Here is a 21,866-nt window from a genome sequence, read left to right as displayed (position 1 = left end):
CTAGCGTCGGACGATTGACCTCAAGAGCCTCAATGCTACCGACAGTGACGCCATATCGTCGGCTTCGAGCGAGTTGACCTCGTCAAACATGCTCTTCGCCCTGCCCAGCTGCTCGGCATTCTGGCGTTCCCAGTCCTTCAGCCTGTCCTCGGCAGAGTCCCCGGACGCTGTTGACTCGAGTACCGCCGTCGTCATGTCTGAGACGGTGGAATAGAGGTCGTCCCGGAGTGCGGCCCTGGCCAGCGCCTGCCACCTGTCCTGGCGCGGCAGGCTGCTGATCCGTTCGAGCAGCGAGTCGGCGTGGAAGCGGTTGAACACGGTGTAGTAAACCGCCGCAATCTCTTCCACCGGCTCCTTACGGGCATGCACGATCTTGGCGATGTCCAGCAGGGCAAAGCTCTCGAAGAGCTCCGCCCACCTAATGGCAAGCCCCTCCGGAAGATCCCACCCGCGCGCGGTCTCCAGCCAGTTGTCAACGCGGTCACGGTCATCGCCGCGGAGATAATCCAGCAGCCGCGCGCGCATCGGGTCCAGGAGGGGCTTGAATTCGGCCACGGTCTCCGCGATGGGCCGGGACGTGCCGCCCTGGGCCAGCAGCCACCGGACGGCGCGGTCCAGCAGGCGGCGGATGTCCAGGTGGACGGTGCTCCAGTGCTCGGTGGGGAACGACGCCGGCAGGCTGTTCAGCTCCGCCACCATAGTGGTCAGGTCGAAGATCTCGCGGAGCGCCACGAAGGACTTGGCCACGGCCACCTCCGTGGCCGAGGTTTCCTCCATGGTGCGGAAGGCGAAGGTGATGCCGCCCAGGTTGATCATGTCGTTGGCCACTACTGTGGCAATGATCTCGCGCCGCAGCGGATGGGTGTCCAGTTCGGCGTCGAACCGTTCCCGCAGCTGCTGCGGGAAGTACGCGCGCAGCGTTGCTCGGAACCACGGATCGTCGGCGAGGTCGCTGTCACGCAGTGCCGACGCCAGTTCGATCTTCGCGTAAGCGGCCAGCACCGAGAGCTCCGGTGACGTCAGCCCCTGACCCTGGCTCAGGCGTTCCCGCAGCGTTTCGGTGCTGGGCAGCGCTTCAAGGTCACGCTTCAGGTCGGCCGACTTTTCCAGCCAGTCCATCAGGCGCTCATAGCTGGGGCTCCACTCGGCCACCCGCATCCTGTCGTTCAGAAGCAGGATGTTCTGGTCCACGTTGTCCTCAAGGACCAGCCGCCCCACTTCGTCCGTCATGGAGGCGAGGAAGCCTGCCCGCTCTTCCCGAGTCAGCTTGGCCGCAACGACCATCCGGTCAACGAAGATCTTGATGTTCACTTCGTGGTCGGAGCAGTCAACGCCGGCCGAGTTGTCGATCGCGTCGGTGTTCAGGATGACGCCCTGCAGGGCGGCTTCTATGCGGCCGCGCTGCGTCATGCCCAGGTTTCCGCCTTCGCCCACCACCTTGACCCGCAGGTCCTGGCCGTCCACGCGGATGGCGTCGTTGGCCTTGTCACCTACGGACGCGTTGGACTCGGTGCTGGCCTTGACATACGTTCCGATCCCGCCGTTGTACAGCAGATCGGCGGGGGCGAGCAGAATGGCGCGGAGAAGTTCCGGCGGGCTCAGCTCGGTGGCCGCCTCCGGCAGACCCAGCGCCGCCCGGACCTGCGGCGAGACCGGAATGGATTTGGCGTGGCGGCCGTACACGCCGCCGCCTTCGCTGATGAGGGATTTGTCGTAGTCATCCCATGAGGACCGCGGCAGTGCAAACAGCCTTTGCCGTTCCACGAACGAGGATTCCGTTTCCGGGGCGGGGTCCAGGAAGATGTGCCGGTGGTCGAAGGCCGCCAGCAGCCGGATGTGCCGGGACAGGAGCATCCCGTTGCCAAACACGTCACCGGACATGTCGCCCACGCCCACCACGCTGAACGGCTGGGTCTGGGTGTCCACGTCGAGCTCGCTGAAGTGGCGTTTTACCGACTCCCAGGCGCCTCGGGCCGTGATGCCCATGGCCTTGTGGTCATACCCCACCGAACCTCCGGAGGCGAACGCGTCACCAAGCCAGAACCCGTATTCAGCCGCAAGCCCGTTGGCGATGTCGGAGAACGTAGCCGTGCCCTTGTCCGCCGCCACCACGAGGTAGGAATCGTCGTCGTCGTGCCTTACAACGTCCGACGGCGGCACAACAGTTTCGCCTTCAGTTCCGGCAACGAGGTTGTCAGTGAGGTCCAACAGGCCCCGGATGAACGTCTTGTAGCTCTCAATACCCTCCGCCATCCAGGCCGCACGGTCCGCTGCAGGGTCGGGCAGCCGTTTGGCGAAGAAACCGCCCTTGGCGCCGGTGGGAACAATGACCGCGTTCTTGACGGTCTGCGCCTTCACCAGACCAAGGATCTCCGTCCGGAAATCCTCGCGCCGGTCAGACCAGCGCAAGCCGCCCCGGGCCACCTTGCCGAAGCGGAGGTGGACGCCCTCGACCCGTGGGGAATAGACCCAGATTTCGAACATCGGCCGCGGGAACGGCAGCCCCTCAACCCGGGCAGGATCGAGCTTGAAGCTCAGGTGCGTCTTGTACTGGTAGTAGTTGGTGCGCAGGGTCGCCTCGATCAGGTTCGCCAAGGTCCGCAGCACACGGTCGGCGTCGAGGGTTGCCACCTCGTCAATGGCAGCTGACAGCTCACCGCGGACCTTCTCCTGCGCCGCAAGGCGCTCGGTCCCGCTCAGGGCGGGGTCGAACCGGGCCGCGAAAAGAGCCGTCAGGGCCTTGGTGACACCGGGATTGGCGAGCAAAGTGTCCGCCATGAAACCCACCGAGTTGGTGTTCCCCATTTGCCGCATGTACCGGGCGTAGGCCCGCAGGACCGTGATCTGGCGCCACTGCATCCCCTCACGCAGAACCAGCCGGTCAAAGCTGTCCGACTCAACAGCGCCGGATACGGCGGCACCGAACGAGTCGGCCAGCAGCTGTCCTGTGGCCAGCGGATCAATGCCGGCGGGGTATTTCAGCCCGAGGTCATAGAGGAAGAAGTCCCGCTGGTCAGCTGTCTCGATCTCAAAGGGCCGTTCATCCAGCACCTCGAGTCCAAGATTGTGGAAGAACGGGAGGATCTGGCTCAGGCTCTTGGGCTCCAACATGTACAGCTTGACGCGGGCATCTTCTTCGAGGACTTCACCGGCACCCTTGGGCAAGTACACGTGGACGCCCGGCCGTTCCTGCCTTGCACCGGCTGTGCGCTCGGCTTCAGCCCCGTATTTCTCGAAACGGGCGATGTCCTCCAGAGCGTCCTCAACCTCGTAATCCACGCGGTATCCGGCCGGAAAAGCCTCCGACCAGATCGCGGCGAGCTCCTTCGACTGCTCATCGGCGCCGCGTTCCCGCAGGACTTCAGTGATGCCCTCACTCCACGACCGGGCCGCCCGGACCAGCCGCGCCTCAAGGTCATCAGCGTTAACGTGGCTGACCTCAGCGCCCTTGGGCAAGCGGATCCTAAAGAACAGGCGGGCGAGCGCGGATTCGGTCATCCGCGCCTCGTAGTCGATGGTCTCTGCCTGGAACGTGGTCCGCAGTTCCTCCTCGATGCGGAGCCGGACATTGGTGGTGTACCGGTCACGCGGAAGGTAGACCACCGCGGACATGAAACGTCCGTAGATGTCCGGCCGGAGGAACAGCCGGGTCCGTCGCCGCTCCTGCAATCTCTGGATGCCGGTTGCGGTGGCCGCCAGGTCCTCGGTCTCGATCTGGAACAGCTCGTCGCGGGGGTACGTCTCCAGTATCCCCAAAAGGTCCTTGCCGGAGTGTGAGTCCGGCGGGAAGCCGGCGTTGCCCAGCACGGCGTCCACTTTTTCGCGCACGACGGGGATGTTCCGGACGGATCCGGCGTAGGCACTGGTCGCGAACAGGCCGATGAAGCGGCGCTCGCCGTTGACGTTGCCTGCCGTGTCAAAACTCTTCACGCCGACGTAGTCAAGGTACGCGGGGCGGTGGACGGTGGACCGTGAGTTTGCCTTGGTGATTACGAGTGCCCGCTTTTCGCGGGCCTTTTTTCGGCCGGCGTCGGTGAGGTGCTGCATGTGCGGAGCACCCGGCTTCGCCCGGAGCAGTCCGAGACCGCTGTCTTCACGCAGTTCCAGTACATCTTCACCGTCAACGGTAACGAGGTCGTACTCACGGTATCCGAGGAAGGTGAAGTTGCCGTTGTCGAGCCAGCGTAAAAGTTCCTGCGCCTGCCGCAGCTCGGCAATCTGAGCCGGGTGGGACACTTGGTCCAGGCTCGCGGCAATCTGTTGGGCCTTGTTGCGCATCTTGGGCCAGTCCTCGACAGCCGCGCGCACGTCTCCCAGGATGCGGTCCAGCCCGTCCAGCAACGAGGCCTTTGCCTCGTCGGAGACGCGGTTGATTTCCACAGCGATCCACGACTCCATGTGGGAGGCGTTTTCGCCCTGCGCGATGAGGTGCGAGAGCATGGGCATCGCCGCCGTATCACCGCTGGAGAGACCGATGTGGGACGGGACGCGGTCAACTTTTACCAGCTGTCCCGTTTCCCGGTTCCGGGTGACCACAAACAGTGGATGCAGTACAAGCCCGATGGCGGCGTTCTGGCGCACCAGCTCGGCATTAACCGAGTCAACAAGGAAAGGCATATCGTCCGTGACGACATAGACGACGCTGCTGTCCTGCTCGTTGACGATGGAAACCTGCGCTTGGCCCGGCAGCCGGTTCGCGGCGACACCGCGGTGCGTTTCCGCACGGCTGGCCAGCGCCTCCCGGGAATACGTCCGGGCATCCTCTTCGGCTAGATGCTGGTAATAATCCGCCAGGAATCCCTCCCGGTCACCAATAGCCAAGGCTTGATCCTCCACGCTGGATCCAGACGACATCAACAAACGCCTCCATCACAAGTTTGATGCTGCACCGTTGCAGCTCCTACGGTGAGCCTAGCCCTTTCACTGAAGCCTCGGTGTGGAAGAAAATACAGAGGACCGGGAGGATTGCTGGACAGGTGCACAAACCAATTTGGCGATCGCCTGCCTGAGCTTGGAATCCGGCGCCGTTTCGAGCAACAGCGAGCCGCCCAGCAGCGCCGCATCGGCTGCGGCGCTGTCCGCCGGAAGGAAGGCCTCGATTTTCGCTGATGGGCCATACCGCCCCCAGGCATCCTTCAGCTGGCGTTCCGGGGATCTCCCCACCGCCGCCGCCCGGACCTTGTTCATCACCACAACAGGTGAAACATTTGGTACTGCCAGCTCGAGCTCCGCGAGTCCGCGGACCAGCCGGGGAACCCCCACCGGATCGGCTGCCCCAACGGCATAGACGGTGTCCGCCAGTTCCAGGCTCCGCAGGGTCGCGGCATTCCGCCGCGGAGCCATCGTATCGAAGCTAAGTTCCTCGTCCGCCTCCAGGCAGAAACCTGTGTCCACAACGACGACGTCGGCAACCTCCTTCGCGCGTTCCAACACCAGCGACAGGGCGGCCGCCCGCAATTCCGTCCACCTGTCCGCCCGCGTAATGCCGGTCAGGACCCGGAAAGTACCAAGCTTGGTGGTGACAGGGTTGGCGACCTTCAGTAGCGCATCGGCGTCGAGCAGTCCCTGGTCCGCAAGCCGGCAGGCCTGTGCGATCCCGGCAGATTCATCCAGCAGGCCCAGGACTGCCGCCATGCTGGCCCCGTAACTGTCGGCATCGACGAGGAGCACGGATTTGCCATCCGCAGCCAACTCCCCCGCAATGTTGGCCGCAACGAAAGTCCGGCCCGGCGAACCGGCGGGACCCCACACGGCAATGATCTTGCCCGCGCCGGAGGCCGGCGGCACGCCCGCCTGGTCGGCGGGACGCTGGCGCAGCGCGGCGCTGGTGTCCCCCAGCCCACTCCCGGACGTCGCAACCGTGGCAGCGCCGGTCAGCTGGGAAACCGCCTCGGCAATCCTGCCGGCCAGGGCGGCAGACTCCACCCCGGTCAGTGCGGACGCCACGCCGATCCCCCGCAGCCTGGCGGCCTCGTCGGCGTCATCCGTGAGGGCGATGATCGCCACGCCCACGGCGCCGAGGCGGTCAACGAGCGACGCAGTCAGGCCCTCGCAACCGTCGGCCACAACCGCCGCCCGAGCGAGTCCGCTCTGGCAGGCGGCCAGCAGTTCAGTGAGTTCGGCGCATCGCCGGACCACCGTGACGGGACCGTGGAGCCGCTCCAACCCGCCCACCACATCCTCGCGGGACTGGCCCACTGTGACCACGGGGATGCTCATGAGGCCCCGCCGCCCGGGTTCCACACCACTGAAATCTTGGCCTGGTTCGCCTGCGCGCCGAGGATGGCCGGCATGTGGCTGTCGGCAACCAGCACCATAAGCACCGTGTTGCGGGAGGACCCCAAAGCCGTGGAGCCGGCGGTCACCTGGGCAATTTCCGCACCAGGCAGCAGGAGCTTTGGCTCACTAAAACCGTTGCGCGCATCCGGCAAGGCAACCCAGACATCCACCCGGGTCCCGGCCACTGCCTGCGGCGGCAGTGCTTCATCAACGGTCACGGCCACGGGCTTGCGGTCCAACGCATCCACAGTGGCCAGGCTTTCCTTCGGCACCAACTGGTTCTTGCCGATTCTCTGGACCGCCACCAGCCCGTCCGGCAGCCCTGCTTCAACGGTGACGTAATGCTGTTCGGTCTCACCCAGGCGGACCTTGGCCCGGACCACATTGTCCACGGTCAGCTTCTCCCCCACCGCAATGGAGTCCCGGGCGGCGTATACCTCGGTGGTCCGATCGGCGCTGCCAACCAGGGAGATCACTCCCACCACCGATGCCAGGACCAGCAATAGGCCAACCAGCAGGCGGGGATCCCTCCACGACGGCGGTTTCAACCTGGCACCCGTACTAGCTGCATCGTGACTCATGCTTTTCTCCCCCTTGCTCCGGCCCAGTCGGTTGGCTGCGCCCGGACACCTCATTGTTACGGCATGGGCCCCGGAACAAAAGTCAAAACGACCAAACAACATGAAACTGTGGATAACCGCACTAGATGGCACCTTCAATGGCAAAATGAAACTATGCCCAGATTCCTCACTCTTGCCGATGTTGCTGAACAACTGCAGATCAACTCCCCGGCAGCCTACGCTCTGGTACGCAGCGGAGAACTGAAAGCCATCCAGGTGGGTGGCCGCGGGCAGTGGCGCGTGGAGGAAAAGATGCTGGAGCAATACATCGAAGAGCGTTACGCCGAGGCCAGCCGCATGATCCAGGAAGCAAAAGCCAAGCAAGGTTGACCCAGGCCCAGGGGGCCGCCTCTGATGCGCCACCGTCCGTTGAGTTTTTGTCCAGATAATCGCCTCAGACGGGCGGCAAAGTCCCATTAGGTGAACAAAAAACTCCGGCCCGCGGCGCTAGAGTTCCCCTGCACTCCATGACCGGAGCGCCCCCAGCGCCGCAAACGGAATCGTGGCAACCTGCCGGACCTGCGATGCCCGCCGGGACTCCCCGGGGGTAACCAGCGCGAGGTCCAAAAAGTCACTGCCTACCCTGTCAATGACTCCCGCCAGCCCAGCGCCGCTTTCCGGCATGTGACGCAGTGTAACTCCGAGTTCGGCCCGATCCCGCGCGAGGCCCCGCAGCGCATGCGCCAATCCGATCCGGCGCCGTACCTGCGACGTCTCGGCCATAGAGACCCGCCCCAGGCCAGCGTAGCTCGCCACCGCGCCATACGGGATCAGCACCTGGTGACGCATCTCGTTCAGGACCAGGGCGTCGGCGCCGGCATGACTCAAGGTTCCTTCGAAGACGCGTCCGCACACCAGGTGCACTGCCACGTGACTCTCCAGGGAACCCCGCAAGCGGTCAGCCAGGGCTACGGAGGCGGTTTCCGCTCTCGCCCGTTCAGAGATCTCAGCATCAAGCCCCAGCCGCTCGCCCTCGGCGAACTGTGCCTCCATGTCACTGAACAGAGCATCCCAACGCATGGGGCCAAGCGTAGGGCGCGGCTTCATCCGAGGTCAATTCACCGAAGACTTCACTCCAGTCTCTGGACAAATCCACTAAAACTGCGTCAAACTGATCCTAGATTTATCAAACAACATCAAACAGCATCAAACCTTAGATAGGAACCACCATGGCGGCCGGTACAACACGCGGGCTCCGCGCAGACGCCGTTATGGCGGCGTCCATCCTCCTGTTGGGATTCTTCCTCTGCGTCGCCGGCGGGGGCATGGTGGATCGGTGGCAAGTATCAACAGCCCGCCGCCAAGGCCCGGATCTCGATGACCTACTTGGTGCTGTGGCCATTGCCGCAGGACTGGCCATCGTGGCGTGGTGGGTCCTCTCGATGATGATGGCGGCAACGGCTGCCGTGCTTGACAAGTGCGGCAGGCGGCGGGCCGCCGCCAGGGCAGGCAAGTGCTGCCCTGCATTTATGCGTCGGCTTGCCGTGGCCGTACTGTCGGTGCAGCTGCTGACGGCACCGCTGGCTCACGCTGCCGCAACACCGGCCGGACCTGCCTGGGTACCTACCCAGGAAGTGGCCGTCCAGGACGTACCGGTCCACGGCGTCGCCATCCAGGCGCAGTGGTCCCCCACCAGCGGCCACCCGCAGATCCCTGAAGCAGAGGGCACAGCTCCCGGGGACCCAGGAGACCGGACCAGCCAAACTCCTGCAGCTGCGGTCCGGCCCGACTGGCGTCCCAGCCCGCCGGTTCTGGACCCCGGCCTGATGGCTGCCCAGCCCGTCCGGGCGGAGCAGACCACACTGCCGGCGTTGAGTGAGGTCACAGTGCTGGCCGGCGACACACTGTGGGACATCGCCTCCGGCCACTTGGGCCCGGCTGCGTCGGATGTGGACGTCGCCCTGCACTGGCCCCGCTGGTATGAGGCCAACAAATCCCAGATCGGCGAGAGCCCGCACGTCCTGCTGCCCGGGCAGATATTGAAAGCACCTTCCGCGGCCTGACCGACGTTCCGACATTCATCAACTCACGACTAAGGGGAATCACATGTACGCAGTTACGCCAATCCACTCCGCCCCGGTTAACCCGGGCAGCGCGGCAGCAGTCCGCCAGGCACCTCCGCGCACCACTTCCGCGCCGGTCGCGCCCCTGCATGCTGCAGACGAGACCTCAGAAATCCTGGCAATCACCCGCAGCACCGTCCAGGCGGCCATGGAAGTCCTCGCCGGCATCCGGCCGATCCACCAGCTCGCGCGGCGCCTGGACCCGCGCTGCCTCGCCGTTCTGCAGCACCGCTCGGCCCTGATCCGCCGCGAACAGGGCCGGTCCGCCTCGCCATCCCTGGCCCGGCTGCACAGAAACTCCATCGTGCGCTCGGTCCGCGCCTGCGAGGTCGCCCCGGGCATTTATGAGGCAAGCGCCGTGGTGGTCGACGATGTCCGGGCCCGGGCGGTGGCGGTCCGTCTTGAACGCAGCAAGCAGGTCTGGCGCGTGACCGAGTTTATGGTCGGCTGACCGTTTGCCCACAATTGGCAGCCACGCGGTGACAGACGAAGAAGTGCCCGGAGCTAAATTGCTCCGGGCACTTCTTGTCTCCCGCTGCGGCCTACAGGTTTTTGCCTGGAAACCGTGACTGGATCAGCGGCGCTTCTTCTTGGCCGGACGCTTGGTGGCGTCCTGCGCAGCAGCTTTGGCCGGGTTGCCGGACTTGGACGAGGAACGGGCTTCCACCCGGGTCTCGGATGCGCCGTCTTCACCGGGAGCCGTGTACTGCAGCTGGGCAGGCTTCTCCGGCGCTTCCAGGCCAGCGGCGTGGATCTGCGGCTCAACGTGCTCCGTGTGGCCGCCGGCTGCGTCCGGAACCACCACATCCTGGGCCGGAGTCACCTCAACTTCAAGGTTGAACAGGAAGCCGACGCTTTCCTCGCGGATGGCCTCCATCATGCTCTGGAACATGGTGAAGCCCTCGCGCTGGTATTCCACCAGCGGGTCACGCTGTGCCATGGCACGCAGGCCGATGCCTTCCTTGAGGTAGTCCATCTCGTAGAGGTGTTCCTGCCACTTACGCCCGATGACTGAGAGCACCACGCGGCGTTCCAGCTCGCGCATGCTTTCGGAACCGATGGTCTCTTCACGGGTCTGGTAGACCACGCGGGCATCGGAGAGCAGTTCTTCCTTGAGGAATTCAACAGTGAGCTTGGACTTGCCACCGGCTTCCTCAATGATCTCCTCCGCTGTGACGCTGACGGGGTAGAGAGTCTTGAGATTGGTCCAGAGCTGGGTGTAGTCCCAGTCGTCGCCATTGCCTTCGGCGGTGGCGGATTCAATCAGGGCGATGATGGTGTCCTCGACAAAGAACTGGACCTTCTCGTGCAGGTCGTCACCTTCGAGGATCCGGCGGCGGTCACCGTAGATGGCTTCGCGCTGGCGGTTCAGGACGTCGTCGTACTTCAGGACATTCTTGCGCTGCTCGGCGTTGCGGCCTTCAACCTGGCCCTGCGCCGACGCGATGGCCCGGGAAACGAGTTTCGATTCCAAAGCCACGTCATCCGGAACGGAACTGTTCATCAACCGCTCGGCTGCGCCGGAGTTGAAGAGCCGCATCAGGTCATCGGTCAGGGAGAGGTAGAAGCGTGATTCGCCCGGGTCGCCCTGGCGGCCGGAACGGCCACGGAGCTGGTTGTCGATACGGCGGGACTCGTGCCGCTCAGTTCCCAGGACATACAGCCCGCCGAGGTTCAAGACTTCCTCGTGTTCGTCCTTCACGGACTGATTGGCGGCCTCCAAGGCAGCAGGCCAGGCGGTTTCATACTCTTCCGAATTCTCTTCCGGGTCCAGCCCGCGCTTGGCGAGATCGGCCACCGCGGTGAATTCGGCGTTGCCGCCCAGCATGATGTCCGTGCCTCGGCCTGCCATGTTGGTGGCCACCGTGACAGCACTCTTGCGTCCGGCCTGCGCAACGATGGCCGCCTCACGGGCGTGGTTCTTGGCGTTCAGGACTTCGTGCCTGATGCCCTCCTTGGCGAGCAGCCCGGAGAGGTATTCGCTCTTTTCGACACTTGTGGTGCCCACAAGGATGGGCTGGCCCGCCTCGTGACGCTCGGCAATGTCCTTTACGACGGCGTCGAACTTCACCTTTTCGTTCTTGAACACGAGGTCCGACTGGTCGAGGCGCTGCATGTCCCGGTTGGTGGGGATGGCCACCACGCCGAGCTTGTACGTGCCCATGAACTCGGCGGCCTCAGTCTCGGCCGTGCCGGTCATGCCTGCCAGCTTGGAGTACATCCGGAAGTAGTTCTGGAGCGTCACCGTGGCCAGCGTCTGGTTTTCGGCTTTGATCTCCACGGCTTCCTTGGCCTCGATGGCCTGGTGCATGCCCTCGTTGTAGCGGCGCCCGGCCAGGATGCGGCCAGTGTGTTCATCAACGATCAGCACTTCGCCGTCGAGGATGACGTAGTCCTTGTCCCGCTTGAACAGTTCCTTGGCCTTGATGGCGTTGTTCAGGAAGCCGATGAGCGGAGTGTTGGCGGATTCGTAGAGGTTCTGGATGCCCAGGTAGTCCTCCACCTTTTCGATGCCGCTTTCCAGGACGCCGACGGTGCGCTTCTTCTCATCCGCCTCGTAGTCCTCACCGGCCTTCAGCCGCTGCACTACCTTGGCAAATTCGCTGTACCACCGGTTGGTGTCGCCCTGCGCCGGGCCGGAAATGATGAGTGGCGTGCGGGCTTCGTCGATGAGGATGGAGTCGACCTCATCAACAATGGCGAAGTTGTGGCCGCGCTGGACGAGTTCTGACTGGTCCCAGGCCATGTTGTCGCGCAGGTAGTCAAAACCGAATTCATTGTTTGTGCCATAGGTGATGTCCGCGGCGTACTGCTGCCGGCGCACCGCGGGATCCTGGTTGGACAGGATGCAACCGCTCGTCAGGCCAAGGAACCGGTAGACCCGGCCCATGAGGTCTGACTGGTATTCGGCAAGGTAGTCGTTCACCGTGATGACATGGACACCATTGCCGGTGAGTGCGTTGAGGTAGGCGGGCGCGGTGGCCACGAGCGTCTTACCTTCGCCGGTCTTCATTTCGGCGATGTTGCCGAGGTGGAGTGCGGCGCCACCCATGAGCTGGACGTCAAAGTGACGCATGCCCAGGGTCCTGGACGAGGCCTCGCGCACCGCGGCGAAAGCCTCCGGCAGGAGATCGTCCAGTTGCGCGCCGTCCTGGTGGCGGGCGCGGAGGTGGTCAGTTTCCTCGCGGAGCTCAGCATCCGTGAAGGTTTTAAACGAGTCTTCGAGCGCATTAATCGAGTCGGCATAGTTCCGCAGTTGCCGCAGGGTTTTTTTGTCACCCGTGCGGAGAAGTTTTTCGATAAGTGATGCCACGTGAAGATACTCCCAGTCTTATGCTGCCGAATTCTGGCGTTTTTAGTCTACGGGAGAGACACAGGCCACGCGGCCGGTTTTCCCTGAGAGCGGAGCGGGCCCGCACGGTGGCGCAGGGCCCGCGCGAGAGACTCCGCCAAGTCGCCGACCGGGTTGACCACAATATCGTCCAGCTCCAGCCATCCGGCCATCAGCTCCAGCTCGGCGGCGAGTTCGAAGGCGGTCCCTGGCGGTGCGTCCGGCTCACCGTACGCGGACCTGACCAGCAGTTTTCCTGCCGCACGGTCCGCCTTAAGGTCTACCCGCGCCACGATCGTATCGCCCAGCAGGAAGGGCAGGACGTAGTACCCGAAGCGCCGGAGATGCGAGGGCGTGTAAATCTCGATCCGGTAGTGGAACCCGAAGAGCTCCTCCAGCCGGCGCCGTTCGAAGACAAGGGAGTCAAAGGGACTGAGCAGGGCCCGCCCAGTTGCCCGCCGCGGCCTGGCTGCGTCGGCATGGAGATATACCTTCCGGTCCCAGCCCGCGACAGCCACCGGCTCCAGCTTCCCCATGCTGACCAGGTGGTCCACCGAAGCGGCTGCCGCCTTGACGGGCGTTCGGAAGTAATCCGCGAAACACTTCACGGTTCCGATGCCATGGGCCTGCGCGGCGGCATCGATGAGCCGATGCATGGCCTCCACAGGGTCCGGCGTGGCTTCGAGGGCAAGCCGGTGCGGCAGTACCTTGGCCGTCAGCGTGTACTTTCGCTCGAATTGTTCGGTTCTGGACGCCGCGGAGATGGTGCCGGCCTCGAACAGGTCTTCAAGCACGCGTTTAACGGCGTTCCAGTTCCATCCCCAGTTGTCCTCCCGCCGGTCCTCCACATGCCCGATGTACGCCGTCAGTTCTCCGGCTGTCATGGGCCGCCCGTTGGCGAGGGCGCCGAGGATCTTTCCGGCCACGGCGTCGCGCAGTTCCGGGTCCATGGCGGATGCCCCCACCCACGTGCGTTTCTGCCATAAGCGGAGGTCCTGGAAGTGCTCGGGCCGGATGAAGCTGGCCTCGTGCGCCCAGTACTCCATCATTCGTCTGGGAGGCGAGCTGGCCATCCGCTGAAGTATGTTGCGGTCGTAGTTGCCGAGCCTTGAATAGAAGGGCAGAAAGTGACTGCGGGACAACACGTTGACGGAATCGATCTGGACAAGCTGGATCCGGGCAAAGGTACGGCCCACCGTCCGTAAGGTCACGGGGCCGGCGGGCCGTCCTTTGTCGAGTCGCTGAGCTGCCAAGGCGATCCGCCGGGCCTGGTTAAGCCTCAGCGTCGCTGGCACATCAGTCCCTTCATTGAGAGGCGTAAAGCGACTTAGATTTTTGCAGCCTCGTCATCGGAGCGGTAGGCGAGGATTTTTTCTTCGACGGCCGTTTCCCCCGGCTCGCATTCGTGGTCCAGGGTAATCACTCCGTACGTCCAGCCACGGCGCCGGTAGACCACCGAGGGCGTATTGGTGGCTTTATCCACAAACAGGTAGAAATCGTGGCCCACGAGCTCCATGTTGTCCACAGCATCGTCAAGAGTGAGGGAGGCCGCAGGGAAGACTTTGCGCCGGATCAGTACAGGAGAGTCCCCTGCCGGGATGTCGTTCTCAACCTCGTAGGGCGAGCGTTCAACAGGTGCTGCCTGGGGTTCGCTGCGATGGCTCGCCTCGACGTAAATGGGCTCGCTGGTACTTGCGGGTTCCAGTGACGCGGTGGCCTCACGTACTGCCTTGGGTGTGTGACGCCCGTGGTGGACCTTTTTACGGTCTTTGGCACGGCGGAGACGTTCAAGGAGCTTGGTGTAGGCGAGATCGAACGCCGCGAATTTGTCTGCGGCGCTGGCTTCGGCACGGATTACGGGTCCCCGGCCCAGAACCGTCACTTCAACGGTGAGCTGGTCGCCGGTCTGGCGGGCGTTCGTTTCCTTGGAAACCTTCGCATCCACCCGCTGGACCTTGTCGCCAAGTGACTCGATCTTCGAGATCTTTTCACCGGCGTATTCGCGGAATCGGTCTGAGACCGTGAGATTTCGTCCGCTGATCATAAACTCCATGGTGCCCTCCAAATGACTTCGGTGACACGACGGCGACACTTCCCATGGGCCGATCTGCTTGACAGTCGAGCCCCTTTCCGAGCCGCCATCGAAAGGTACAACTTGTTCTTGGTACCCACAACCGACGTTAGTTCATGGCCACCTGTTATTCATCCTTTCTTCGTTTATTTTTTTCTAAGACGGGCCGCTTTCCGCCAGCTCCCGGGCCGGACGATTCGCCGCCAGCTGAATCAGGCGGGCGTGTCGCGGCGAGGACCACAGCCCCCACCACTACGGCGCCGCTGACGTGGAGCGCGCGGGCTGCTTCCGCCAATGTGGCCCCTGTTGTGAGGACGTCGTCGACAATGATGCACCGGCGGCCGGACACCCGCGCGCCGTGGCGTACCGGGACTCTCATGGACCCCCTGACCCGGCTGGCCCGGGCACCACGGCCGAGTCCCTTTTGGCCTCCGGGCAGCCGTTCCAGTGCGGCGCGGCGCCTTGATTTCCGGATCACGTCAACCACCGGCACCCCGGGAAGGGTGGTCCCCCGCCGCAATTCTGCCAACAGGAGGTGGACCGGGCTGAAGCCCCTCTTGACGTAGCCGGCCGTACTGCTGGGCACGGGAACCAGGCAGACGCCGTCGACGCCGGCCACGGCCGCGGCAATGCCCCGCCCCAGACCCCGCGCCAGGACAGCCGTGAGCTGGAGCTGGCCATGGCTCTTGAACGAAAGCACGGCCTGCGCCAACTCCTCGCGGTACACCCCCGCCGCCACCACGGGAAGGATCAGGCCGCCGTCGACCTTCATCAGGGCCGGCGCGTGTTCCTCTGCCCGGAACGGGTGCCTGGTCAGCAGGCGCACCTGGCGTTCGCACGCGACGCACAAGGCCAGGTCCTCCGCGCCACAGCAGACGCAGTCCACAGGGATGGCAAGTGCCAGCAACTCCGCGGCGGCGGCTCCCATCTGTTCGGCGGCCCGCAACCAACGGCGGCTGTAGCCGCCGCGATGCTTGGCGTGCACCACAGGGGGCAGAATGTCCGGATCCAGGCTTGCAGCACTTCTGGCAAGGCTGTCCTCGGCGCGACAGGCAGCACGGCCCTCGGAGCTGGGCGCAGGAGAGCGCAGGACAGGAAGGTGCCGAGCGGGAGGACGTGCGGGCTGAGCTTCGGTCACACCCCATGGTGGCCTCTCGGCCGCGGCCCCGGAACCCCCAGGCCGGGCTATGTGGACAGCACGCTAGCCAGGGAATGATGGGTCGATGGGACCCTTAATCTGGGGCGACCAGCCGTTGCCCAGCCGCTGGAAAATGCCCTCGCCTGACTGGCCGTAGATTTCCTCCAGCCCGTTGCCGGCGCTGAGCCACACCAGCCCAGGCCATGGCGCCAGCTGCTGGGGTTGCCCGGAGGTGAGGGACAGCAGCTCCGGCGTGACATTCGAGCCTGCCGATGCCTTCATCACGGCAACCGTGGTGTCGTTCACCCAGACGCCCTGGTCCGGGTCGTCGGAAGCCACCAGGGTGATCGGGGCAGTCAGTTCCCGGGGAGTCCCGTCGGCATTCCGGATGATCCCGGCAATCTGCACCTTCGTTTTGCCGTTGTGTTCCGAAATGACCAGCGCCCGGACACCCTCACGGGAAATCCTCAGCTCCTTGACAATTCGTCCGGCCAGCCAGGACGGCGTGAGGGTAACGGTGGGAACTGCAGCGCCTTCGGCCACCCCGATGGGCCGATAGGCGACCACCTCAGTGCCCCCGGTGGCTCCCGGCCCTGCGGCCCACACCCAGTCATAAAGGCTGAAGGAAGGGTGCGTGATGGTGGCGCGCGTTGTCAGCGCCCGGGCCGGCTGTCCCGGCACCATGCTGTAGAGCGTCGTCCGGCTGTCGTTAAGGAAGGCCACGGTCTGGGACACCGGGGATTCCGCTGGGTAGCGCGGACCGAGCGAGGACACCGGCTGCATACCCGGCAGCGGGGACACCCTGTTGTTCTCGTAGCGAACCAGCTCATTGCCGCTGACGGCGATCTCGCGGACCGGCACGTTTTTGTCCCGCACCGGGGGCAGCACGGAGCCGTTGTCCTCGACCCGGACCAGGTCCTGGTTGGCGTGCAGCTCCACATTCACGACGTCGGGCTGGCTGCGGAATGTGAGTGCAAGCTGTGTCTGCATCCGGAGCCTGTCCTCCGTGGACGCCTCCGTGAGTTCCTTGGCGGTGAGGTCCACCTGCGCGGCTCCGGACACCACCGGAACCGATTCGCGGGCGAGCTTGATGCCGGACGGGAAGGCGCTCACCACGGCACCGCGAAGGTACGGTGCGGGGCCGGCAAGCAGGGCGCTGGTCATGGCCTTGACGGTCTTGTTCTTGATGAACCAGCGGACGTCGGGCACGGCATATGTGAAGCTGGGATCGTAGAAGTAGATGGGATAGGCCCCGTAGATGACCTTGAAGGTTTCCTCCGGGATCGCGGTTCCGTCCGGGATGGCTGAGATCCGCCATTCGCCGTCCACCTGGGTGAGTGTGGCCGGGATGTTCTCGATGGTGCCTTCGGGCATCTGGGTGGCGACGCCGTCAACATCTACGCTGTAGGACACGTCCAGCTGGTAGTTGTAAACGTTGTCGACGCCGGTGCCTACCACTTTCGCCTCGCGGTAGACCAGTGAGCGCTGGTCCGGTTTCCAGGACACGGACGCTGCCTGCGTCAGGTATTCGCGCGCCACCGCGTAGTCACCCTCGTAACCGGTACCGGCACGGTAGAAGTAATCAATGATGTTTTCCGGAGTAGCGCCGGCCTGGGGCGCGGCCGGGAGGAATACCGGTGCATTGACGTTTCCGGCGCTGCCTTCCGCACTCTTCCCCACCGGCCCGGCAGTCGGAATGCGCGCGCACGAAGCCAGCAGCAGCACAACAACGAGCAGCACAACGCTCCTCTTCAGCATTATGCGCACTCGTCGTCCCATCATGAAGGCTCCTTCGGCGTTCCTTGCCCCAGTGCCAGCACGTTCTTGGCGTGAGGAAGCTTGGGGAGGATGATGTCCTCCGGCTCAAGCTGCACGGGTGACCGGTCGATCTCCTCGCCCTGGCGCAACGGAATGGTCAGCCGGAAGTTGGCCCCTCTGCCCTTGTTTCCCCATGCCTGCAGCCAGCCATTATGGAGTTTGGTGTCCTCCATGGCGATGGACAGGCCCAGGCCGCTGCCTCCGGTGGTGCGGGCCCGGGCCGGATCCGCACGCCAGAACCGGTCAAAGACACGGGCGGCCTCGGCAGGAGTCATGCCTATCCCCTGGTCCCGGACAGCTACCCCCACCGCTGACTGATTGGCCGCAACAGTCACGGTAACCGGCCGGCCTTCGCCATGCTCCACAGCATTCAGGATGAGGTTCCGCAGGATCCTGTCGATCCTCCTGGCGTCCATTTCCGCGACAATTCCCTCGGCGGGCGCCCGGAGGATGATCTCAGAGCCGTATTCGGCCGCGACGGGCGCCGCCCCGTCGATGACGTGGGCAATCACCTGCAGGATGTCCTCGGGCTCGGCGTCGAGCATCGCCACGCCGGCGTCGAAGCGGGAGATCTCGAGAAGATCGGCCAGCAGGGATTGGAATCTCTCCACCTGGTTGTACAGGAGTTCGGCGGAGCGCTTGTTGATGGGGTCGAAGTCGTGGCGGGCGTCGTACAACACCTCCGCGGCCATCCGGACTGTGGTCAGGGGCGTGCGGAGTTCATGCGAGACGTCGGAAACAAACCGCTGCTGCATCTGGGAGAGCATGGCCAGCTGGGTGATCTGCTCCTGGAGACTGGCGGCCATGTGGTTGAACGACGCCCCGAGGCGTGCCACCTCGTCCTCGCCCTTGACCACCATCCGCTCCTGCAACTGGCCGGCCGCGAGCTTCTCCGACACCAGGGCAGCGTGGCTGACCGGGCTCACCACGTTGCGGGTGACGTACCAGGCGATGGCCCCGATCATCAGCACCAGCACCGCGGCGCCGGCCAGGAGGACACCCTGGATTTCGTCGAGCGTCTGCTGAGCCGTGTTGACGTCATAGATCAGGTACAGCTCATACACAGTCCCGTTGAATGTCACCAGGTTGCCCACAGCAATGCCCGGCCTGTCCTCGGTACCTACCGGAATCACGGTGGAAGCCCAGTACTGGTCCTTGCCTGATGCCTGGACTGCCGTACGGAGTCCAGGCGGGATGACGCTGACTGTCAGCTGGTCCGACGCCCGCGACTCCACCCAGCGGTTCCTGGGTTTGGTCTGCTCGGGCTTGGCTTCGAAAACGTAGCGTCGCTGGATGACGGAGCCGCGGCCCTCCACGGCGTTCAGGGTGTCATAGACCAAGGTGATTACGCTGGACTGGTCCGTGACCTGGGCGCCGTCGAACGTCTCCTGGACCTGCTTGACGTAGTAACGGGTTTCGGATTCTGCCTGAGTCAAGCGCTCCTGGAAAAGGTTGTTGGCGATCTGGTTGGACAGGTAGGCGCCCACGGCACCAAAGGATGTCACAGCCAGCAGCAGGGTGGTGAGGACGGTCCGGAACTGCAGGGACCGGCGCCAGCGCCGACGCATGGACCGCCCGATAAAACGGACAGCAGGGAAGAAACGGGTCACGCCGATCTGGACCAGGCGGCCCACCCGCAGCCCCACGATGACTCCGCGGCGCCGCCAGATCCGTGCCCGGAACGGCAGCGTTGCCAGCTCCGCCGGCAGCGCATCCGTATGCTCCGGGCCCTTCGCAGCGGGAGGGGCCGGGGCGCGGTGCGCTTCTGGTCCTGAGGGCTCAGGAACCTGCTTTGTAACCGACACCACGAACCGTCAATACAACTTCGGGAGCTTCCGGATCCCGTTCAATTTTTGACCGGAGGCGCTGGACGTGGACGTTGACCAGCCGGGTGTCCGCCGCATGGCGGTAGCCCCAGACCTGCTCCAGAAGAAGCTCGCGGGTGAAAACCTGCCATGGCTTACGGGCCAGGGCTACGAGGAGGTCAAACTCCAGGGGCGTCAGCGAGATCCGCTCATCGGCACGCTTCACGGTGTGGCCGGCCACGTCGATGGTGATGTCTGCGATCCGCAGCGTTTCAGGCGCTTTCTGGTCGCCGGGGCGCAGGCGGGCACGCACCCGCGCCACCAGTTCGGCGGGTTTGAAAGGCTTGGGCACGTAGTCGTCTGCGCCTGACTCAAGGCCGCGGACGACGTCGGACGTATCCGCCTTGGCGGTGAGCATCACGATGGGAACGTCCGATTCGGAACGGATCTGCCGGCAGACCTCGATGCCGTCCACGCCGGGAAGCATCAGGTCAAGCAGCACGAGGTCAGGCTTCGATGAGCGGAAAATATCCAGCGCCTGGCTGCCGTCGGCGCAAAAGACCGGCTCAAAGCCGTCATTGCGCAGAACAATCCCAATCATTTCGGCCAGCGCTTCGTCATCGTCAACTACCAGAATGCGTGCCTTCATAGTTATATGTTCCCCTATTGAACAGGGTTTGTCCTGTTCAACGGCCCTACGGCATGGCGCCACGCTATGACGTCCGACGGCGGAACTATAGGCTGGCCATACGCGGACAGTTCCGCACGGGGAAGGAACAGGGTGCCCAACCAGGATCCGAACATGCAGCAGCCGAATCCTGCCGGCGAGGCTGGGAGGAGCCAGCCGCCGGGGAGCCTGCCTCCGTGGGGTCCCCAGCCAGGTCCGGCCCAGCATACTTGGGGCGGTCAGCCGGTATGGGGCCCAACGCCGGGTGGCCCGCCGGATTGGGACACGCCTCAGCACACCCCGTACGGCGGCCCGCCGCCGTACCAACAGCCCCGCTACGTGGCACCGCCCAAACCCGGCATCGTTCCGCTGCGCCCGCTGATGTTCGGCGAGATCCTGGACGGCTCCTTCCAGGCGATCCGGCGCAATGCCAAGGCCATGCTGGGCGCCGCGCTGCTGGCGCAGACACTCGCCGCAGTGCTGACGGCAGTTCTCACGGCATTTTCCGCCACGTCGGCGGCGTCGCTGAAGACCTGGGCGGAGGGACTGACTGAGCAGGACCTGGTACCCGTGGTGCTCACCTTCGCGTCCGGCGTCGTGCTGGTCTCGGTGCTGACCGTTTTCCTGTCGGCGGTCCTGCAGGGCGCCATGGTGGTCCCGGTCGCCAGGTCCGTCCTCAACCGCCCCACTGGCTTCAGGCAGATGTGGGCATTGGCGCGGTCCCGCGCGTGGGCACTGATCCGCCTCGCGGCGTTGCTGGTCGGCGCCGGGCTCCTCGTAGCGCTGCTGTTTGCGGCGCTGGCAGTGCTGCTGGTCAGTACGGTGGGTGGAATGGGCGCCCTGATCCTGATCCCGCTGGGTCTCGTGTGCTTTGTGCTGTACGTGTGGGTCTACATCAAGCTGATGGTGGCTCCCGCTGCCGTGGTGGTAGAGGAGCTCGGGGCGGTGGCCGGCATATGCCGCTCCTGGGAACTCACACGAAACAGCTGGTGGCGGCTCCTGGGCATCACGTTGGTGGTGGGCATCATGGTGGGGGTTATCGCCCAGATCGTCACCATTCCGGTCTCTCTTCTCTCCGGCTTTTACACCGGCGTGGTCTCACCGCATGGTGGTGCCGAGCAGGCTATGACGGCGGCCGTGGTGGCGGGCGTTGCCACCGCGGTCGTTGGTGCGATGGTCGGCGCGGTGGGGTTCGCATTTCAGACCTCCGTCATGGCGCTGCTCTACCTTGACCTCAGGATGCGCCGGGATGGACTGGATATCGCCCTGCTCCGGTTGCTGGAATCGGGCGCGGATCCCGACGGCGTCCCGGGCCGCGGCGTCGCGGTCTACAGGGAGGGACCCGGCCAAACTCCGCGGCCGCCCTACGGGGGACCGCCAAACGGAACGCCACCGTTCGGGGCATGGCCCGATGGCCGCTGAACCACCGGTCCTGCCCGGCCGCGACGAGGCCCGCCGCTGGTCCGTAGAAGAACTTGCCAAGCCGGAATACCGCGACGCGGCCCCCGGCTGGCTGGACAGCGTGTGGGCAGACATCCTGGATTGGCTGCGGTCCCTTGACGGCGGCTCCGGCCCGGACAGCACCGCCGCGGCGCCGTGGATCGGCGTGGCCATCGCCGTGCTGATCGGCGCGACGGTCATCCTGGCCCGCCCGCGCCTCAACGCCAAAGCCAAGCGTGCCGGAGACGTGTTCGACGCCGACGCAACAGTCAGTGCTACGGCCTACCGCCAGCGTGCGGAAGCCGCGGCCGCAGCCGGCGCCTGGAGTTCCGCCGTCGTCGATTGTTTCCGTGCGCTGGTGCGCACGGCAGAGGACAGAACGGTTCTCGACGCGCGGCCCGGCCGGACCGCCGACGAGGTGGCACACGAACTGGCCACGCCGTTTCCGTCAGAGGCCGGCCGTCTGACGGAAACTGCGCGTACGTTCGACGGGATCCGCTATGGCAATGAAGACGCAGACCAGGCGGACTATGCCGCCGTGCGCAGGCTGGACGTCACCCTGCAGTCCCTCACGCCGGCGAGCGCGGCCCTGCCCGCTGAACGTGACGAACCGGCGGTTCAGCGATGACGCAGG

Annotated in this window: 16 protein-coding genes; 5 read left to right on the top strand and 11 right to left on the bottom strand. The window is 64.7% G+C overall.

Annotation, left to right across the window (positions count from 1 at the left end):
* The 3 genes from QK290_RS00815 to QK290_RS00805 form a co-directional block, all read right to left on the bottom strand.
* Positions 1-4,854: an NAD-glutamate dehydrogenase gene (locus QK290_RS00815; protein WP_282328869.1), complete on the bottom strand. Its 4,854-nt coding sequence runs from the start codon at positions 4,852-4,854 to the stop codon at positions 1-3.
* Between the two features lie 66 nt (positions 4,855-4,920).
* Positions 4,921-6,219: a chromosome partitioning protein gene (locus QK290_RS00810; protein WP_282328868.1), complete on the bottom strand. Its 1,299-nt coding sequence runs from the start codon at positions 6,217-6,219 to the stop codon at positions 4,921-4,923.
* Positions 6,216-6,860 (bottom strand): hypothetical protein, encoded by a 645-nt coding sequence (locus QK290_RS00805; RefSeq protein WP_282328867.1) that lies wholly within the window; start codon positions 6,858-6,860, stop codon positions 6,216-6,218. The genes QK290_RS00810 and QK290_RS00805 overlap by 4 nt, the downstream gene beginning before the upstream one ends.
* Positions 6,861-7,013: 153 nt before the next feature.
* Between QK290_RS00805 and QK290_RS00800 the strand changes: the two genes are divergently transcribed.
* Complete coding sequence (locus QK290_RS00800) at positions 7,014-7,229, top strand: helix-turn-helix domain-containing protein (protein ID WP_104062208.1); 216 nt, start codon at positions 7,014-7,016, stop codon at positions 7,227-7,229.
* Positions 7,230-7,346: 117 nt separating this feature from the next.
* Here the strand turns inward: QK290_RS00800 and QK290_RS00795 are convergent, their stop codons facing one another.
* Positions 7,347-7,919 (bottom strand): hypothetical protein, encoded by a 573-nt coding sequence (locus tag QK290_RS00795; RefSeq protein ID WP_282328866.1) that lies wholly within the window; start codon positions 7,917-7,919, stop codon positions 7,347-7,349.
* Between the two features lie 149 nt (positions 7,920-8,068).
* On the opposite strand from QK290_RS00795, the gene QK290_RS00790 reads away from it, so the two are divergent.
* Together QK290_RS00790 and QK290_RS00785 are read left to right on the top strand one after the other, a co-directional pair.
* Entirely contained in the window at positions 8,069-8,902 is an 834-nt protein-coding gene (locus QK290_RS00790; RefSeq protein WP_282328865.1) for a hypothetical protein, read from the top strand.
* A 43-nt stretch (positions 8,903-8,945) separates the two neighbouring features.
* A complete protein-coding gene (locus QK290_RS00785) occupies positions 8,946-9,413 on the top strand; it encodes an Rv3235 family protein (RefSeq protein ID WP_282328864.1) in 468 nt (155 codons plus the stop codon).
* Between the two features lie 123 nt (positions 9,414-9,536).
* Here the strand turns inward: QK290_RS00785 and secA are convergent, their stop codons facing one another.
* From secA to mtrA, 7 genes are all read right to left on the bottom strand, one after another.
* Positions 9,537-12,275, bottom strand: a complete 2,739-nt coding sequence (secA, locus tag QK290_RS00780; RefSeq protein ID WP_282328863.1) for a preprotein translocase subunit SecA — start codon at positions 12,273-12,275, stop codon at positions 9,537-9,539.
* 47 nt (positions 12,276-12,322) lie between these two features.
* Positions 12,323-13,588, bottom strand: coding sequence for a crosslink repair DNA glycosylase YcaQ family protein (locus QK290_RS00775; RefSeq protein ID WP_282328862.1), 1,266 nt, complete (start codon positions 13,586-13,588; stop codon positions 12,323-12,325).
* A 32-nt stretch (positions 13,589-13,620) separates the two neighbouring features.
* Entirely contained in the window at positions 13,621-14,346 is a 726-nt protein-coding gene (raiA, locus tag QK290_RS00770; RefSeq protein ID WP_193342179.1) for a ribosome-associated translation inhibitor RaiA, read from the bottom strand.
* Positions 14,347-14,491: 145 nt separating this feature from the next.
* Entirely contained in the window at positions 14,492-15,502 is a 1,011-nt protein-coding gene (locus QK290_RS00765; RefSeq protein ID WP_282328861.1) for a phosphoribosyltransferase family protein, read from the bottom strand.
* A gap of 63 nt (positions 15,503-15,565) precedes the next feature.
* Positions 15,566-17,260: an LpqB family beta-propeller domain-containing protein gene (locus tag QK290_RS00760; RefSeq protein WP_282328860.1), complete on the bottom strand. Its 1,695-nt coding sequence runs from the start codon at positions 17,258-17,260 to the stop codon at positions 15,566-15,568.
* 20 nt (positions 17,261-17,280) lie between these two features.
* A complete protein-coding gene (gene mtrB, locus QK290_RS00755; RefSeq protein WP_282329068.1) occupies positions 17,281-19,029 on the bottom strand; it encodes an MtrAB system histidine kinase MtrB in 1,749 nt (582 codons plus the stop codon).
* A 70-nt stretch (positions 19,030-19,099) separates the two neighbouring features.
* Positions 19,100-19,774 carry an MtrAB system response regulator MtrA gene (gene mtrA, locus QK290_RS00750; RefSeq protein WP_282328859.1) on the bottom strand — a complete coding sequence of 225 codons (675 nt, stop codon included), beginning with the start codon at positions 19,772-19,774 and terminating at the stop codon, positions 19,100-19,102.
* Positions 19,775-20,131: 357 nt separating this feature from the next.
* Between mtrA and QK290_RS00745 the strand changes: the two genes are divergently transcribed.
* A complete protein-coding gene (locus QK290_RS00745; protein ID WP_282328858.1) occupies positions 20,132-21,214 on the top strand; it encodes a hypothetical protein in 1,083 nt (360 codons plus the stop codon).
* Complete coding sequence (locus tag QK290_RS00740; protein WP_282328857.1) at positions 21,204-21,860, top strand: DUF4129 domain-containing protein; 657 nt, start codon at positions 21,204-21,206, stop codon at positions 21,858-21,860. The genes QK290_RS00745 and QK290_RS00740 overlap by 11 nt, the downstream gene beginning before the upstream one ends.
* The last annotated feature ends 6 nt before the right edge of the window (positions 21,861-21,866 follow it).

It is taken from the genome of Pseudarthrobacter sp. AL07, from assembly GCF_029960665.1.
Lineage (GTDB): Bacteria > Actinomycetota > Actinomycetes > Actinomycetales > Micrococcaceae > Arthrobacter.
This window is presented reverse-complemented; position numbering and strand designations above follow the sequence as displayed.

Bases quoted from the DNA above. Each gene is read 5' to 3' on its own strand.
- QK290_RS00740 (WP_282328857.1), top strand. From the start codon at position 21,204: ATGGCCGCTGAACCACCGGTCCTGCCCGGCCGCGACGAGGCCCGCCGC.
- QK290_RS00810 (WP_282328868.1), bottom strand. From the start codon at position 6,219: ATGAGCATCCCCGTGGTCACAGTGGGCCAGTCCCGCGAGGATGTGGTG.
- QK290_RS00760 (WP_282328860.1), bottom strand. From the start codon at position 17,260: ATGCTGAAGAGGAGCGTTGTGCTGCTCGTTGTTGTGCTGCTGCTGGCT.
- QK290_RS00785 (WP_282328864.1), top strand. From the start codon at position 8,946: ATGTACGCAGTTACGCCAATCCACTCCGCCCCGGTTAACCCGGGCAGC.
- raiA (WP_193342179.1), bottom strand. From the start codon at position 14,346: ATGGAGTTTATGATCAGCGGACGAAATCTCACGGTCTCAGACCGATTC.
- QK290_RS00815 (WP_282328869.1), bottom strand. From the start codon at position 4,854: ATGTCGTCTGGATCCAGCGTGGAGGATCAAGCCTTGGCTATTGGTGAC.
- QK290_RS00795 (WP_282328866.1), bottom strand. From the start codon at position 7,919: ATGCGTTGGGATGCTCTGTTCAGTGACATGGAGGCACAGTTCGCCGAG.
- QK290_RS00805 (WP_282328867.1), bottom strand. From the start codon at position 6,860: ATGAGTCACGATGCAGCTAGTACGGGTGCCAGGTTGAAACCGCCGTCG.
- mtrA (WP_282328859.1), bottom strand. From the start codon at position 19,774: ATGAAGGCACGCATTCTGGTAGTTGACGATGACGAAGCGCTGGCCGAA.
- QK290_RS00800 (WP_104062208.1), top strand. From the start codon at position 7,014: ATGCCCAGATTCCTCACTCTTGCCGATGTTGCTGAACAACTGCAGATC.
- QK290_RS00790 (WP_282328865.1), top strand. From the start codon at position 8,069: ATGGCGGCCGGTACAACACGCGGGCTCCGCGCAGACGCCGTTATGGCG.